This is a genomic window from Mycobacterium sp. 852013-50091_SCH5140682 (assembly GCF_001665685.1).
GTDB lineage: Bacteria > Actinomycetota > Actinomycetes > Mycobacteriales > Mycobacteriaceae > Mycobacterium.
In genome coordinates, this window is record NZ_LZTB01000008.1 from 106,377 (window position 1) to 121,605 (window position 15,229).

Below are 15,229 nucleotides of genomic sequence, written 5' to 3' on the forward strand. Positions count from 1 at the left end.
CGAGAACAGGACGCATCATGGGTTGGGGTAGTTGTTGGATGGCGGCGCCCATGGTGGCTGTCGCGTTGCTCGGTGGCGGTGTCGCCGCGGCGGATTCGGGTTTGACGATGGTGCCGTTGCAGGCGCAGATCCGGCATTGTGACTTCGCCGCGGCGGAGCACCTGACCGGCTACGGCGCAGGCACCGGCTCGGGCTTCATCGATGTCGGCGCTGACGGTTCGGGCGCGGTGCGCGCCGACGTGCGCATGCAGACCGCGGTACCCGATACGACGTATCAGGTGCGGCTCATTCAGCTGCCGCGCGTGTCGTACGCCACGTGCAATCCCGGTGATCCCGGTGTGGCGACCGGCGTGATGCACACCGATGCGGTGGGCACCGCGTCGACCACCGTGACCGGGCCACTCATGCAGGGTGCAACAGGTGCGTATGTCGTCATCGAGGGTCCGCCCGCGACGGGCAAGTTCATCCCCGAGACTTACAGCTCGACCTTCATCGCCCGGATCTGAGGCGCAGTCGGCGAAAACCGGTGGGAACTCCGTGATTTCCACCGGCTTTCGCATGCGCCGGCTGGGCGGTGCCGGCTCCGGGTGATCACGCCGCCGATGTGGCGAGCAGGCCTCTTGTGCGCGGATAATGTGACCACGATCACACAACGAGCATGTGAGGCGCAGATCATGGCCAGGCATGGGATTTGTCCAGTGGTAGTCGTCGTGGTTGGCGCCGCAGCCCTGGGTGGTGTGGGGACCGCCGCCGCGGGTGCGGGCACGGCAATGACGATGGTGCCGCTGGACAATCAGATCAAGCAGTGCGACCTTGTCACCTCCACGTACGAGCTGACGTACGGCACTGCCTCGGGGTTCGTCGATGTGGGCGCACCGGATTCAGGTTCGGTGCGGGCCGAGGTGCATCTGCAGACCGCGGTGCCCGACTCCACCTATCAGGCGCGGTTGATTCAAGTGCCGCGCTCATTGGCGGCCCCATGCGACCCGGGTGATGCCGGGGTGGCCGCCGGGGCGATGTACATCGACGGTCTGGGCAACGGTTCGACGACCGTCACGAGCCCGCGGATGCCGGGTGCGACCGGGGCGGGCGTCATTGTCGAGGGTCCGCCCCGTCCCGGGCGCCTGCATGGCGACATCTACACCTCGTCGTACATCGCTGCCATCTGAGCGCTGATCGCCGAATCAACTCCGTTGAGCTCCAACGGCGTTCGCCGGCGGCGACGTCATCCGAGCCGGATGCGCACGGCAAGACCCGCGCACGCGATCACCGCGGCGCCACCCAGCACAGTCAGCCACGTCAGGTGCTCGTGCAGGAGCAGCGCCGCCCAGCAGATCGTCATCACGGGCTGTACGAGTTGCACCTGGCTGACTTGGGCCATCGGACCGATCGCCAGGCCCCGGTACCACGCGAAGAATCCGAGGTACATGCTGACCGCGGCCAGATAGCCGAAGGCCGCCCACTGTGCCGGCGTCGCATTCGGCGGCTGCTGCACGACGGCCACGGCGGTCAGCACCAGCATCACCGGGGCCGCCACCACCAACGCCCATGACACCGTCTGCCACGCGCCGAGTTCCCTGGCCAATAGGCCACCCTCGGCGTAGCCGACTGCTGCCGCCGCCACCGCGCCGAACAGCAGCACGTCTGCCCAGCTCAGGTGCCCGACTCCGCCGCCCTGCACCATTGCGAACACCACCGCGGCAGCCGCACCGATTGCGGCGGTGGTCCAGAACGCCGCAGGCGGATGCTCGCGGCTGCGTAGGACGGCGGTGACTGCGGTGGCCGCAGGCAGTAGCGCGACGACGACCGCACCGTGGCTGGCCGGCGTGATTGTGAGCGCGTAGGACGTCAGCAACGGGAAGCCGGCGACGACGCCCGCGGCCACCACCGCCAGGCGCACCCACTGGGCGCCGCGGGGCAGCGATTGCCGCGTGACGGCCAGCGCCGTGGCGGCCAGGGCGGCGGCGACGACGGCTCTGCCCGCACCGATGAACAGCGGCGAGAGCCCGCCGATGGCGAATCGGGTGAACACGATGGTGAACGAGAACGCGACCACGCCCAGCAAGCCCCACAACACACCGGCTTGGGATAACGGTGGTCGCACCACGACAGTAGCGCTACTCTGTTCCGACATGGACAACGATAGCACTGAGCGCATCGTGACGGGTCTGCGGCAGTGGATCGCCACCGCGGCGCCCGGTGCGCAGTTGCCGTCCAATCGTGCGCTGGTCGCGCAGTACGGGGCCAGTCCGGTCACGGTGCAGAAGGCGATGCGCGCACTGCGCGGCCTCGGACTAGTGGAATCGCGGCCGGGGGTAGGCACGTTCGTCCGGGCCGTACGCACCGCCCGGCCACCCGACTATGGTTGGCAGACAGCAGCTTTGGGCTCGCCACAGGTCCGCATACCGGGCCCGTCCACTCCGATGCGCAGTGCGGCGCCCGACGTGATCGGCCTGCATTCGGGTTATCCGGACCGGGAACTGCTGCCGCAGCGCTTGGTTCGCGCCGCCCTGGCGCGGGCCGCGCGCTCCGACGCTGCGCTGACTCGCTCCGATGCCGCGGGCCTTGCCGAATTGCGGGCGTGGTTCGCCACCGAACTCGCCGAGTCGTGCCCGGTGGGCGTGACCCCACCTGCCCCGCGCGATGTGATCGTGTTGCCCGGCAGCCAGAGTGGGTTGAGCTCGACCTTTCGGGCCCTGGTCGGGTTCGGGCAGCCGATGCTCATCGAGTCCCCCAGTTACTGGGGCGCGATGCTGGCCGCCGCGCAGGCCGGCGTGCGGTTGATCCCGGTGCCGAGCGGCTCGAGCGGCCCGGATCCCGACGAACTGGCGCGCGCGTTCGCCCAGACGGGCGCCAGGCTGTTCTATGCGCAACCGAATTTCGCCAATCCGACCGGGGCACAATGGGATTCCGAGCTGGCGCGGGAGGTGCTCGACGTCGTGCGGCGCCACGGTGCCTTCCTGCTGGAGGACGACTGGGCGCGTGATTTCGCCATCGACTCCGCCGCGAGCCCGGTGGCCGCGCTCGACGACGCGGGCCACGTCATCTACCTGCGCTCGCTGACCAAGAGTGTGTCGCCGGCGATCCGCGTGGCAGGCCTGGTGATCCGCGGACCGGCACGCGAACGCATCCTCGCCGACCGGGGCGCCGAATCCATGTACGTCAGCGGATTGCTGCAGGCGGCCGCGCTCGACGTCGTCACGCAGCCGGCCTGGCGCTCGCACGTGCGAGATCTGCGCCACCAGTTGCGCCAACGGCGGGATCTGTTGGTCTCCGCCGTCACCGAACACGTCGCCACGGGACACCTGGAGCGGGTTCCCCGCGGGGGTTTGCATCTGTGGCTCAGGCTCCCCGATTCCACCGACCTCGACCGGCTGGTGCGGGACTGCGAGTCCGACGGCGTGCTGGTCGCGGCCGGTGCGGAGTGGTTTCCGGCGGAACCGGCAGGTGCCTACCTGCGGCTGAACTACTCGGGGCCGGAGCCGGCGCGGTTCGCGGAGGGAGCCAGGGTGGTCGGTGCGGCGCTGGCCAGGCAGGCGGGGTAGCGACTCAGCGCGGCACCGGCCGGATCCGGACCACTGCCGCCGCGCCCGTCCCACTCATTGTCAGCGGCGGCCCGGGCCAGCACAGAGCGTCGAGTGCGCCCAGCTCGACTCGCTCGCCCGCGGGCGAGGACACCGTGACGGTCCCGGACAGGCCGATCAACACGAGCGGTTCGGCAGGTCCGGCCGAAACCGAACCGCCGTCGTGCAGCCGGATCACGTCGAGTTCCGCACCGGCACGTCCACGTCGGGTCATCACGTTGAGATCGCGGGTCGGTGTGGAAACCTCTCCTGTGGTGTCGGCATCGCCGTCAAAGGCAAACGGCTCCAACGGTTGTAGGCGGTGCCGCACACCGTCGACGGTCAGCACCATGTCGGTGCCATCGACGAGCGTGATGATCCGGTCGACCCCGGGGAACGCCGAGAACGCGCCGGATGCCGATACTTCGGCAATGCTGATCCGCCAGTCGAATTCGTCATCGCCCGGGCTGCGGGCCACCTCGTAGGTGACCCCGCCGCCGTTGCGCCATGGCATGCGCTGGTGGCTGGCGAACCGTTGCACCCGCAGTGTCACGACGCGCGGTCCCCCACGCTGCCCGCCACCAGCTCACCGCCGCGCCACACCGCGCCGACCAACGGCACGCCGGGCCGGTACGCCAGGTGCACATGCGAAATGGCATCCAGCAGCACGGCATCCGCTCGCGCTCCGACGCTCAGATGCCCGACGTCGGTGCGGCGCAACGCCCGTGCCCCACCCATGGTCGCCGACCACAACGCCTCATCGGGCGTCATGTTCATGTCGCGGACCGCCACCGCGATACAGAACGGCAGGTTGGTGGTGAACCCCGAGCCCGGATTGCAGTTGCTGGCCAGCGCCACGGTGACACCCGCGTCGAGCAGCCGCCGGGCGTCCGGATACGGCATGCGGGTGGCGAATTCGGTGGCCGCGAGCAGGGTGGCCACGGTGTTGCCGGAGGCCAGCGCGGCGATATCGTCGTCGTCGAGGAACGTCGCGTGGTCGGCCGACGCCGCACCGAATTCCACGGCGATCTGCACACCCGGTCCCGGCCCGAGCTGGTTGGCGTGCACGCGCGGGATGAGGCCCCGCTCGACCCCGGCAGTCAGGATTTTTCGCGTCTGATCCCCGTCGAACGCGCCCCGCTCACAGAACACGTCGATCCACTTGGCGGCGGGCGCACACGCGTCCACCATGGCCGTGCACACCAGGTCCACGTAGTCGTCGGGCCGGTCGGCGTATTCCTGCGGCACCAAATGAGCTCCGAGGAAGGTGATTTCGTCGGTGAACTCGGCGGCGAGCTGCAGGCTCTGCACCTCGGTGTCGACGGTGAGCCCGTAGCCGGACTTGCACTCATTGGTGGTGGTGCCCGAGCGTCGTGACTCGGCGACCAGGCGGGCGACGTTGGCGCGCAGCTCGTCGGTGCTCGCGGCGCGGGTGGCATTGACCGTCGTATTGATTCCGCCTGCGCTGTATGGCTTTCCGGCCATCCGGGCGGCGAACTCCGCCGAACGGTCACCGCTGAACACCAGGTGGCTGTGGCTGTCGACGAAACCGGGGATGACGGCACGCCCGTCGGCGTCCACTCGATCGTCGGCGTCCGGTGCGCCGGCGCGCGGTCCGACCCAGGCCACCACACCGTCGTCGAAGACGATTGCGGCATCCTCGATCAGGCCGACCAGCCCGGCCTGCTGCGCCGGATCGTTGGTGACAAGGGCGCCGATATTGTCGATCAGAAGACTGCTCATGAGGTCAATGTCCTAATGGAATCATGAAGTGCTGCAGGCACATCGTCGATCTGAGTGTGTGAACGGCGGTTTACCACCCGGCGGCCGCCGACCACCACGTCGGTCACGTCGGGGGCGGACGCGGCGAATACCACAGTCTCCAGCAGGGTTCCGGATTCCCAGCCTGCCATCCGGACCGAGTCGAGCTCGACCGTGACGAAGTCCGCGAGCGCACCCGGTTCCAGCCTGCCGGCCTCGGGCCAACCCAGCGAAGCATGCCCATCGGCAGTGGCCGCCCGCATCAACTCCGCCGCAGGCCAATGCCCGCGCCGTTCGGTACGCAACCGCTCGTCGAGCTCCATGCCGCGGGCTTCCTCGAAGATGTCCACGATGGCGTTGCTGTCGCTGCCCAGGGTCAGCGGGGTGCCCGCCGTCGCGAGATCCCGTGCCCGGCCGATGCCGTCGGCGAGGTCGCGTTCGGTGGTCGGCGTCATGCACACATGGGTGCGGGAATCGGCCAGGGCGGAGACGTCGTCATCGGTGAGATGGGTGGCGTGGACCGCGGTCGACAGCGAACCCAATGCGCCGTGTTCACCCAGCAGTTGGGTCGGGGTGCAGCCGTGTGCGGCCAGGCAGGCCTCGTTCTCGGCCCGCTGTTCGGACATGTGGAAGTGCAGAGGTACGCCATGGCTCCTGGCCCAGTCGGCGACGGTGCCGAGCTGATCGGCAGGAACCGCACGTACCGAATGGATCGCGGCGCCGATGCGGGCCTGCGGTGTGGCGGTGAGCCGCTCGACCCGCTCGGCCCACGCGGCGGCGGTGCCGTCGGTGAACCGAAGCTGCGGGCCCTTCAGTTCGGTGCCGAAACCGCCTGTCAGATAACACGCGTCGAGCAGGGTGATGCGGATACCGGCGTCGGCGGCCGCCGCGATCAGCGCCTCGCCCAACGCATTTGACTCGGGGTACGGTGTGCCGTCGGGGCGGTGGTGCACATAGTGGAACTCGCCGACGCAGGTGATGCCTGCCAGTGCCATCTCGGCGTATGTCGCACGCGCGAGGGCGTGATACGAGTCCGGGTCCAGCCGTCCGGCGACGGCGTACATGTCCTCGCGCCACGTCCAGAACGTGCCGCCACCGCGGTGCGTGCGCCCGCGCAGGGCGCGGTGGAAGGCGTGGCTGTGCGAGTTGGCCAGGCCGGGCACCGTCACGCCCGCCAGGTGAGTGGCGTCGGCCGGGCGCTCCTGCCCGGCCGACACTGACGTGATCTTGTCGCCGTCCACCTCGATGAGCACCCGGTCGCTGACCTGATCGCCGCCGAGCCAGGCGTAATCAGCGAAATACCGTGTCACTGACTCACCAACTCTTTCAGCACCTTGGTCAGCGCCACCACTCCGGCCACGCAGTCGTCGTCGGAGGCGTCTTCCACCGGGCTGTGACTCACGCCGGTTGGATTGCGCACGAACAGCATCGCCGTCGGCACGTGTGCCGAGAGGATCCCGGCGTCGTGGCCCGCTCCGGTGGGCAACTGCGGTGCGCCGTCGAGCAGCGCGCTGATGCGGTCCCGCAGTGCGTCATCGAAACCGACGACGGGCGAATACGATTCGCGGGTCACGGTGCACGTGGCGCCGTGCACGGCGGCTGCTTCCTCGCCGACCGCCGTGACCTCGGCAACCAACTTCTCCAGCACGGTGTCGTCGGCCGCGCGGGCGTCGAGCCAACCGTGCACGGCCGATGGAATCGCGTTGACGCCGTTGGGGATCACCAGGACCTTGCCGAACGTGGCGAGCGCCCCGGTGCGGGTGGCGGTGTCGCGGGCGGCCAGCACGCTGGTCGCGAACGGCAACATGGGGTCGACGCGATCGTCCACCCGGGTGGTGCCGGCATGGTTTGCCTCGCCGAGGAATTCGAACCGCCACCGGCCGTGCGGCCAGATGGCTGTCGCCACCCCGACCGCGGCGTCCATGTCCACCAGTGCCCGGCCCTGTTCGACGTGCAGTTCCACGAACACTCCGATGCGCTCGAGTGCCTGCTCGTCACGGCCCAGCCGCGCGGGATCCACCCCGGCCGCGTGCATCGCGTCGCCCAGCGTGACGCCGTCGGCGTCCTTGAGCCCGCGGGCCCGGTCGGGTTCGATCGCGCCTGTCAGCAGGCGACTGCCCATGCACGCGACACCGAATCGGGCGCCCTCCTCGTCGGCGAAATTGGTCACCGCCAGCGAGCGCGTGGGTTCGACGCCTTGTGCGCGCAGTTCGTCGACAGCCAGAAAGGCCGAAACCACGCCGAGCGGACCGTCATACGCGCCGCCGTCGGGCACGCTGTCGAGGTGGCTGCCGGTCACCACCGAGCCTGCGCGGGGTTCGCCCCACCACGCCCACTGGTTCCCGTTGCGGTCCTCTTCGTAGGTCAGGCCGCGTTGCTTTGCCTGGTCGATGAACCAGGCCCGCAGCTCGCCGTCGGCCGCGTTCCAGGCGAACCGGCGGTACCCACCGCTGCCCGGGTCACGCCCGATCGGCGCGAGCGACGCCCACAGCGAGACGAACCTGTCAACAAGAGACGTCATCAGCTCTCCTGCATGGGGATCCGGACGCCGCGCTCCTTGGCGACCTCCTCGGCCCGCTCGTAGCCGGCATCGACGTGCCGGATCACGCCCATGCCGGGGTCGTTGGTCAGCAGGCGGGAAAGCTTTTGTGCCGCAAGCTCGGTCCCGTCGGCGACACCGACCTGCCCGGCGTGGATGGACCGGCCGATGCCGACGCCGCCGCCGTGGTGGATCGACACCCACGCCGCACCCGACGAGGTGGCGGTCAGGGCGTTGAGCAGCGGCCAGTCGGCGATCGCGTCGGATCCGTCTAGCATCGACTCGGTCTCGCGGTAGGGGCTGGCCACCGAGCCGCAGTCCAGGTGGTCGCGGCCGATGACGATCGGGGCCGACACCTTGCCGCTGGCCACCAGATCGTTGAACAGCACGCCGGCCTTGTCGCGTTCGCCGTAGCCCAGCCAGCAGATCCGGGCGGGCAGGCCCTGGAACGCGATGCGCTCGCGGGCGCCGCGCATCCACTTGTGCAGGCGGTCGTCGTCCGGGAACAGGTCCATGATGGCCTTGTCCGTGGTGTAGATGTCCTGCGGGTCACCCGAGAGCGCGACCCAGCGGAACGGGCCTTTGCCCTCGCAGAACAGCGGTCGGATGTAGGCGGGCACGAAACCGGGGAATTCGAAGGCCCGTTCGTAACCGCCGAGGCGGGCTTCGTCGCGGATCGAGTTGCCGTAGTCGAAGACCTCGGCGCCGCCGTCCTGGAACTCGACCATGGCTTTGACCTGTGTGGCCATGGATTCGCGTGCGCGGTCGGTGAATTCGTCGGGCTTCTTCTCGGCGTAGTCGTGCCAGTCGTCGAGGTCGATGCCTTCGGGCAGGTATGACAGCGGGTCGTGTGCGCTGGTCTGGTCGGTCACCAGGTCGATGGGTACGCCGCGGCGCAGCAGTTCGGGGAAGATCGTGGCGGCGTTGCCGACGACGCCGACCGACCAGGCCCGCTTGTTGGTCCGGGCATCGACGGCCTTCTTGATCGCGTCCTCGAGATCGTCGGCGACCTCGTCGAGGTAGCGGTGCTCGACGCGGCGGCGCAGACGCGCCTCGTCGACGTCCACGATCAGGCAGGCGCCGCCGTTGAGGGTGACCGCGAGCGGTTGCGCGCCGCCCATGCCGCCGCAGCCGCCGGTCAGGGTCAGGGTGCCCGCGAGGGTGCCGCCGAAGCGCTTTTCGGCTGCCGCAGCAAAGGTTTCGTAGGTGCCCTGAACGATGCCCTGGGTGCCGATGTAGATCCAGGACCCCGCGGTCATCTGCCCGTACATCGTCAGCCCGAGGTGCTCCAGCCGCCGGAACTCGGGCCAGGTGGCCCAGTCGCCGACCAGGTTCGAGTTGGCGATGAGCACGCGCGGTGCCCATTCGTGGGTCTGAAACACGCCGACCGGCTTGCCGGATTGCACCAGCATCGTCTCGTCGGGCGCCAGGGTCTCCAGGGTGCGCACCATGGCGTCGAAGCTGGCCCAGTTGCGCGCGGCGCGTCCGGTGCCGCCGTAGACGACGAGGTCGTCCGGACGTTCGGCGTTTTCCGGATCCAGGTTGTTCATCAGCATGCGCAGCGGCGCTTCGGTATACCAGCTGCGCGCGGTGCGGGTGGTGCCGCGAGGGGCACGTACGGGACGGGCGCCTTCCATTGGATCTCTCCCTTGAATATCGAAATGGGTTGGTGGAGTGGCTAATCGAGAAACAGGTTGCGATCCGCCGCGCGCTGGTCGAACTCTTCGAGCCACCGCTGGCCGTGTTCGGGCAGCGCCTCTGTGAGCGCGTGAAGCAGGCTCATGGTCAGCGCCATCGGTGCGACGGTGGAATCGAAGGTCAGTGTCGAGGCGACGGGCGCGGCGAGCAGATCGTCGACTTCGCCGGCCAGCGGGCACAGTGGGCTGTCGGTCACCAGCGCGACCCGCAGCCCGAGGGTGCGGGCGAACTGAATGGACTCCTGCAGGGCCCGGGGATAGCGCGGCAGGCCGAAGGCCAGCAGCCACGTCGCCCCCGCGGCACGGGCGTTGACCAGGACGTCGTCGCCGTCGGAGCCGGCCGGAACCGACCGGACGTCCGGGTGCACCTTCGCGGCGAAATGCACGAAGATGTCGGCGAATGGCTTGGACACCCGCAGCCCGAGCACCGGCAGCGGCCGCGATTCGGCGAGGTAGCTGCCGATCCGATCGATCCGCTCGCCCGCCCACGGGCTGGACGCGAGCTCGGCGAGATTCGCGGTCTCGGCGGCGATCAGGCGCCGAAGCGCGCTGACCGAGTCGGCTTCGGTGGTGGTGCCGCGCAGCTGTTCCTGCACCTGCGCTCTGGCCTGTTCGCGCAGCTCAGGGTAGCCGTCGAAGCCCAGGGCCGAGGCGAAGCGGCTCACCGTCGGCTGGCTGACCCCCGAGCGACGGCCCAGCTCCTCAGCGCTGAGCCACACCGCTTCCTCGGGGTGGTCGAGCAGAAAACCAGCCACGCGTCGCTGTGCGGGAGAGAGCTGACGGCCTTCCACCAGCATGTTGAGCCAGCGTCGCACGCTGGCGGCAGCTGCGGGTGTCTGCCCTGTCTGCATCGTTCCTCGATTCGACGGTGGTAGCCCAAAATGTGCTCTCTGAATGAAGACCTGTCAAGACCCGTCATCAATATCAAGTGAATAGTCACGCTAACTGGACAATCGACCCTTGCTGAATTCATTCATGCCGATGTAGCGTGTTCTCGCAGTACCCGCCCGGTATCGACCGGGCGCGGCACAGCCTCCTGGCAGGGAGGGGCAGCGGATGCCCTCGACACGGCGCCCGACGACGTCGAATGCGTTGTGGCCGAAGGTGCCACCGGGTCCTCGGTTCGACGGCGACGAAAACCGCCCGCAACGCTGCGGCCCCGGTCATCGTGGTGCGTGACGACACCTCAAACCCCACCGATCTTTGGCAGCACAGTAGGGAGAACCAGATGAACAGCACGCCGCCCCGGGTCACCGTTGGCCGGGGACCGGTTTCGGAAGCTGATGTCATTGCCGTGGCCCGGCACGGGGCCGGTGTGGAACTCGGCAGCGACGCACTTGCCGCGATCGCCGAGGCGCGCGCCATCGTCGACGCACTGGCTCACGACGTCAAACCGCACTACGGAGTGTCGACCGGTTTCGGTGCGCTGGCCAGCGTGCACATCCCACTCGAGCAGCGGGTGCAGTTGCAGCGTTCGTTGATCCGGTCGCACGCGGCCGGATCCGGGCCCGAAGTGGAGCGGGAAGTGGTTCGCGCGCTCATGCTGCTGCGGCTGTCGACGCTGGCGACCGGCCGGACGGGCGTGCGCACGGAAACCGCCACGACCATGGCGGCCCTGCTCGACGCCGGGATCACGCCCGTAGTCCGCGAGTACGGTTCGCTGGGCTGCTCGGGGGATCTGGCGCCGCTGGCACACTGCGCGCTGGCGCTCCTCGGTGAGGGCGACGTGCGTGACGCCGCAGGCAATCTGCGTGAGTCCGCCGACGCGATGCGCGAGGCGGGCATCGAGCCGATCGAGCCCGCCGAGAAGGACGGTCTTGCACTCATCAACGGCACCGACGGCATGCTCGGCATGCTGCTGTTGGCCTGCCACGACTTCGACATGCTGCTGCGCTGTGCGGATCTCACGGCCGCGATGAGCGTCGAGGCCATGCTGGGCACCGACCGGGTGTTCGCGGCCGATCTGCAGGCCCTGCGCCCGCAGCCGGGCCAGGCCGTGGCCGCCGCGAATATGCGTGCGCTGCTGGCTAATTCGCCGATCGTCGCAAGCCACGTCGGCCCCGACTGCACGTATGTCCAGGACGCCTACTCGATGCGGTGCGCGCCCCAGGTCGCAGGCGCCGCCCGCGACACCCTGGCCCACGCCCGCCGGATCGCCGGCTACGAGCTGGCCTCGGCGGTGGACAACCCGGTCGTCACGGTCGACGGCCGCGTGGAATCCAACGGCAACTTCCACGGTGCGCCCGTCGCCTATGTGCTGGACTTCCTGGCCATCGCCGTCGCCGATCTGGCGTCGATCAGCGAACGACGGACCGACCGCATGCTCGACGTGGCGCGCTCGCGTGGGCTGCCGCCGTTCCTGGCGCACGACGCGGGCGTCGACTCCGGGCACATGATCGCGCAGTACACCCAGGCCGCGATCGTCTCGGAGCTCAAGCGGCTGGCAGTGCCTGCCAGTGTCGACTCGATCCCGTCGAGCGCGATGCAGGAGGACCACGTCTCGATGGGATGGTCGGCGGCCCGCAAACTGCGGCTGGCGCTCGACGGGCTGACCCGCGTGCTCGCCGTCGAATTGCTCACTGCAGCCCGGGCCATCGACCTGCGGGCACCGCTGCAGCCGGGACCCGCCACCGGCGCAGTCGTCGCTGCACTGCGCGAAACCGTCCCGGGGCCGGGCCAGGACCGCTTCCTGTCTCGCGAGGTCGAGGCGGCAGTGGAGCTCATCCGCAGCGGCTCCGCGGTGGCTGCGGCGAACTCGGCACTGCCGGAGCCGTTGCAGGGCGTCTCGGCTGAACACTGAGGTCAGGTCCTCACATACCAGCCGTCAGGGCCGTGAGCACACCGTGATGGGCGCTTCACACAGCGCGACATTGCGGCAATATCGCGTTCCTAACCTCGCGGTATGTCTGGAACACGAAACGTCGTCGTGGTCGGTCACGGCATGGTGGGACACCGCTTTGTCGAGGCGTTGCGGGCCAGGGACACCGCGGGAGACTGGCGCGTCACGATCCTGGCGGAGGAGTCCGATGCGGCATACGACCGCGTCGGGCTGACGGGATACACCGAGCACTGGGAGCGTGCCCAGCTGGCGCTGCCCGGCAACGGCTATCTGGGCGACGACCGCGTCGAGCTGCGGCTCGGCAGCGCGGCCACCGAGATCGACCGCGCCGCCAAAACGGTGCGCACCGGCGACGGGCGCTGCGTCGAGTACGACGCCCTGGTGCTGGCCACCGGCTCGTACGCGTTCGTGCCGCCGGTGCCGGGGCACGATCTGCCGGGCTGCCACGTCTACCGCACGCTCGATGACCTCGACGCGATCCGCGCAGCCGCCCAGCGGGCCGCCGACAACGGCCTGGCCGGCGTGGTGATCGGCGGCGGGCTGCTCGGGCTCGAGGCCGCCAACGCGTTGCGACAGTTCGGCCTGCCCGCACACATCGTCGAGCGGGCACCGCGCCTGATGAATCAGCAGCTCGACGAGGCCGGCGGGGCACTGCTGGTCCGGATGGTCGGCGAACTCGGTATCGCCGTGCACATCGGTGTCGGCACGGACTCGATCGAGTCCATCGACGGCGGGGTACGGGTGTGCCTGTCCGACGGCAGCTTGATCGACGCAGGCGTGGTGATCTTCGCGGCGGGCGTGCGGCCGCGGGACGAGCTGGCCCGCGCGGCCGGGCTGGTCACCGCCGAGCGGGGCGGCGTGCTCACCGACTTGTCGTGCGTCACTTCGGATCCCAGTGTCTTCGCGGTCGGTGAGGTGGCCGCGATCGAAGGCCGTTGCTACGGCCTGGTCGGCCCCGGTTACACCAGCGCCGAGGTGGTGGCCGACCGGCTGCTGGGTGGTGCGGCCGAGTTCCCCGAGGCCGATATGTCGACCAAGCTGAAGCTGCTGGGCGTCGACGTGGCGAGCTTCGGTGACGCCATGGGCGCGACGCCGGACTGCCTGCAGGTGGTGGTCAACGATGCGGTCAACCAGACCTACGCCAAGCTGGTCCTCTCCGACGATGCCAAGACCCTGCTGGGCGGCATCCTCGTCGGTGACGCGTCCGCGTACGGGGTGCTGCGGCCGATGGTCGGCGAGCAGTTGCCCGGTGACCCGATGGCGCTCATCGCACCATCGGGATCCGGTTCTGGCGCAAGCGCGCTCGGGGTCGGCGCGTTGCCCGACGCAGCCCAGATCTGCTCGTGCAACAACGTCACCAAGGGTGATCTCACCGGGGCCATCGCCGGTGGCTGCTGCGATGTCGCCCAGCTCAAGAAGTGCACGCTGGCCGGCACGTCGTGCGGGTCCTGCGTACCGCTGCTCAAGCAGCTGCTGGAGGCAGAGGGCGTCGAGCAGTCCAAGGCCTTGTGCGAGCACTTCACCCAGTCACGGGCCGAGCTGTTCGAGATCATCAGTGCCACCGAGATCCGCACCTTCTCCGGGCTGCTGGCCCGGTTCGGTACCGGAAAAGGTTGTGACATCTGCAAACCCACGATCGCCTCGATTCTGGCGTCGACCAGTTCGGAGCACATCCTCACCGGTGAGCAGGCCTCACTGCAGGACTCCAACGACCACTTCCTGGCCAACATCCAGAAGAACGGCAGCTACTCGGTGGTGCCGCGGGTGCCCGGCGGGGACATCACGGCCGAGCAGCTGATCCTGATCGGCGAGATCGCCCGCGACTTCGACCTGTACACCAAGATCACCGGCGGCCAGCGCATCGACATGTTCGGCGCCCGGGTGGAGCAGCTGCCCGAGATCTGGCGTCGGCTGGTCGAGGGCGGGATGGAATCCGGGCACGCCTACGGGAAGTCGTTGCGCACCGTGAAGAGCTGCGTCGGCAGCGATTGGTGCCGGTACGGCCAGCAGGATTCCGTGCAGATGGCCATCAACCTGGAGTTGCGGTACCGCGGTCTGCGGTCCCCGCACAAGCTCAAGATGGGGGTGTCGGGCTGTGCCCGGGAGTGCGCGGAGGCGCGCGGTAAGGATGTCGGCGTCATCGCCACCGAAACCGGCTGGAACCTCTACGTCGGCGGCAACGGCGGGATGACGCCCAAGCACGCGCAACTGCTGGCCGGTGACCTCGACGACGAGACGCTGGTGCGCTACATCGACCGGTTCCTGATGTTCTACATCCGCACCGCCGACCGGCTGCAGCGCACCGCGCCGTGGGTCGAGGGCCTCGACGGCGGCATGGATCACCTGCGCGACGTCATCTGCGACGACTCGCTGGGCCTCGCGGCGGAATTCGAGGCCGCGATGGCCCGCCACGTCGACGGGTACGCCTGCGAATGGAAGGGCGTGCTGGAGGACCCCGAGAAGCTGTCGCGGTTCGTCTCGTTCGTCAACGCCCCCGACGTCGCCGACCCCACCATCACCTTCACCCAGCGCGACGGGCGCAAGGTGCCCGCCGGCAGCACCCTGATCGGCATGCCCACGATCCGACCCATGGAGGAGTCGAAATGACCCTGCTCGATGACCGCAACGAGGTCTACTCGCGGCAGCTCTGGGACTGGACGACCGCATGCCGGTACGACTACCTGATGCCCTGCCGCGGGGTGGCCGTGCTGCTGCCGGACGGATCGCAGGTGGCGCTGTTCCGGCTCGACGACGGGACGCTGCACGCCGTGGGCAACATCGACCCGTTCTCGGGCTGTCTCTTATACACATCTGACGCTGCCGACGATCG

At 69.0% G+C, this 15,229-nt stretch carries 13 protein-coding genes; 6 read left to right on the forward strand and 7 right to left on the reverse strand.

Features of this window, described 5'->3' with window-relative positions; translation table 11 throughout:
- The first annotated feature begins 38 nt into the window (after positions 1–38).
- On the forward strand, positions 39–506 hold the full coding sequence (locus A5784_RS01985; RefSeq protein WP_064941808.1) for a hypothetical protein: 468 nt from the start codon (positions 39–41) through the stop codon (positions 504–506).
- A gap of 192 nt (positions 507–698) precedes the next feature.
- Positions 699–1,169, forward strand: a complete 471-nt coding sequence (locus A5784_RS01990; protein ID WP_232005908.1) for a hypothetical protein — start codon at positions 699–701, stop codon at positions 1,167–1,169.
- A 56-nt stretch (positions 1,170–1,225) separates the two neighbouring features.
- On the opposite strand, the gene A5784_RS01995 is transcribed toward A5784_RS01990, so the two are convergent.
- Positions 1,226–2,134 (reverse strand): DMT family transporter, encoded by a 909-nt coding sequence (locus A5784_RS01995; protein ID WP_064941810.1) that lies wholly within the window; start codon positions 2,132–2,134, stop codon positions 1,226–1,228.
- Between A5784_RS01995 and A5784_RS02000 the strand changes: the two genes are divergently transcribed.
- A complete protein-coding gene (locus A5784_RS02000) occupies positions 2,133–3,545 on the forward strand; it encodes an aminotransferase-like domain-containing protein (protein ID WP_082944616.1) in 1,413 nt (470 codons plus the stop codon). The two genes, A5784_RS01995 and A5784_RS02000, sit on opposite strands and share 2 nt — an antisense overlap.
- Positions 3,546–3,549: 4 nt before the next feature.
- On the opposite strand, the gene A5784_RS02005 is transcribed toward A5784_RS02000, so the two are convergent.
- Genes A5784_RS02005 through A5784_RS02030 form a run of 6 tightly spaced genes read right to left on the reverse strand, consistent with a single transcriptional unit; the run spans position 3,550 to position 10,411 of the window.
- A complete protein-coding gene (locus tag A5784_RS02005) occupies positions 3,550–4,116 on the reverse strand; it encodes a HutD/Ves family protein (protein ID WP_197514602.1) in 567 nt (188 codons plus the stop codon).
- On the reverse strand, positions 4,113–5,306 hold the full coding sequence (gene hutI, locus A5784_RS02010) for an imidazolonepropionase (RefSeq protein WP_064941812.1): 1,194 nt from the start codon (positions 5,304–5,306) through the stop codon (positions 4,113–4,115). Before hutI ends, A5784_RS02005 begins: the two co-directional genes overlap by 4 nt.
- A complete protein-coding gene (locus A5784_RS02015; protein ID WP_064941814.1) occupies positions 5,303–6,634 on the reverse strand; it encodes a formimidoylglutamate deiminase in 1,332 nt (443 codons plus the stop codon). The genes hutI and A5784_RS02015 overlap by 4 nt, the downstream gene beginning before the upstream one ends.
- Positions 6,631–7,845 (reverse strand): allantoate amidohydrolase, encoded by a 1,215-nt coding sequence (locus A5784_RS02020; protein ID WP_064941816.1) that lies wholly within the window; start codon positions 7,843–7,845, stop codon positions 6,631–6,633. The genes A5784_RS02015 and A5784_RS02020 overlap by 4 nt, the downstream gene beginning before the upstream one ends.
- Positions 7,845–9,500: a urocanate hydratase gene (gene hutU / locus A5784_RS02025; RefSeq protein ID WP_064941817.1), complete on the reverse strand. Its 1,656-nt coding sequence runs from the start codon at positions 9,498–9,500 to the stop codon at positions 7,845–7,847. Before hutU ends, A5784_RS02020 begins: the two co-directional genes overlap by 1 nt.
- A gap of 41 nt (positions 9,501–9,541) precedes the next feature.
- A complete protein-coding gene (locus A5784_RS02030; RefSeq protein ID WP_064941819.1) occupies positions 9,542–10,411 on the reverse strand; it encodes a MurR/RpiR family transcriptional regulator in 870 nt (289 codons plus the stop codon).
- A 377-nt stretch (positions 10,412–10,788) separates the two neighbouring features.
- Here A5784_RS02030 and hutH point away from each other — a divergent pair, with 377 nt between their 5' ends.
- The 3 genes from hutH to A5784_RS02045 all read left to right on the forward strand — a co-directional run.
- A complete protein-coding gene (hutH, locus tag A5784_RS02035) occupies positions 10,789–12,360 on the forward strand; it encodes a histidine ammonia-lyase (RefSeq protein WP_064941821.1) in 1,572 nt (523 codons plus the stop codon).
- 102 nt (positions 12,361–12,462) lie between these two features.
- Positions 12,463–15,006, forward strand: coding sequence for a nitrite reductase large subunit NirB (nirB, locus tag A5784_RS02040; protein ID WP_064941823.1), 2,544 nt, complete (start codon positions 12,463–12,465; stop codon positions 15,004–15,006).
- On the forward strand, positions 15,003–15,229 hold a 227-nt coding region (locus A5784_RS02045; protein WP_197514603.1), incomplete at its 3' end, for a nitrite reductase (NAD(P)H) small subunit. The genes nirB and A5784_RS02045, both read left to right, overlap by 4 nt.

Bases quoted from the DNA above. Each gene is read 5' to 3' on its own strand.
- A5784_RS01985 (WP_064941808.1), top strand. From the start codon at position 39: ATGGCGGCGCCCATGGTGGCTGTCGCGTTGCTCGGTGGCGGTGTCGCC.
- A5784_RS02000 (WP_082944616.1), top strand. From the start codon at position 2,133: ATGGACAACGATAGCACTGAGCGCATCGTGACGGGTCTGCGGCAGTGG.
- A5784_RS01995 (WP_064941810.1), bottom strand. From the start codon at position 2,134: ATGTCGGAACAGAGTAGCGCTACTGTCGTGGTGCGACCACCGTTATCC.
- hutI (WP_064941812.1), bottom strand. From the start codon at position 5,306: ATGAGCAGTCTTCTGATCGACAATATCGGCGCCCTTGTCACCAACGAT.
- A5784_RS02020 (WP_064941816.1), bottom strand. From the start codon at position 7,845: ATGACGTCTCTTGTTGACAGGTTCGTCTCGCTGTGGGCGTCGCTCGCG.
- hutU (WP_064941817.1), bottom strand. From the start codon at position 9,500: ATGGAAGGCGCCCGTCCCGTACGTGCCCCTCGCGGCACCACCCGCACC.
- A5784_RS02030 (WP_064941819.1), bottom strand. From the start codon at position 10,411: ATGCAGACAGGGCAGACACCCGCAGCTGCCGCCAGCGTGCGACGCTGG.
- hutH (WP_064941821.1), top strand. From the start codon at position 10,789: ATGAACAGCACGCCGCCCCGGGTCACCGTTGGCCGGGGACCGGTTTCG.
- nirB (WP_064941823.1), top strand. From the start codon at position 12,463: ATGTCTGGAACACGAAACGTCGTCGTGGTCGGTCACGGCATGGTGGGA.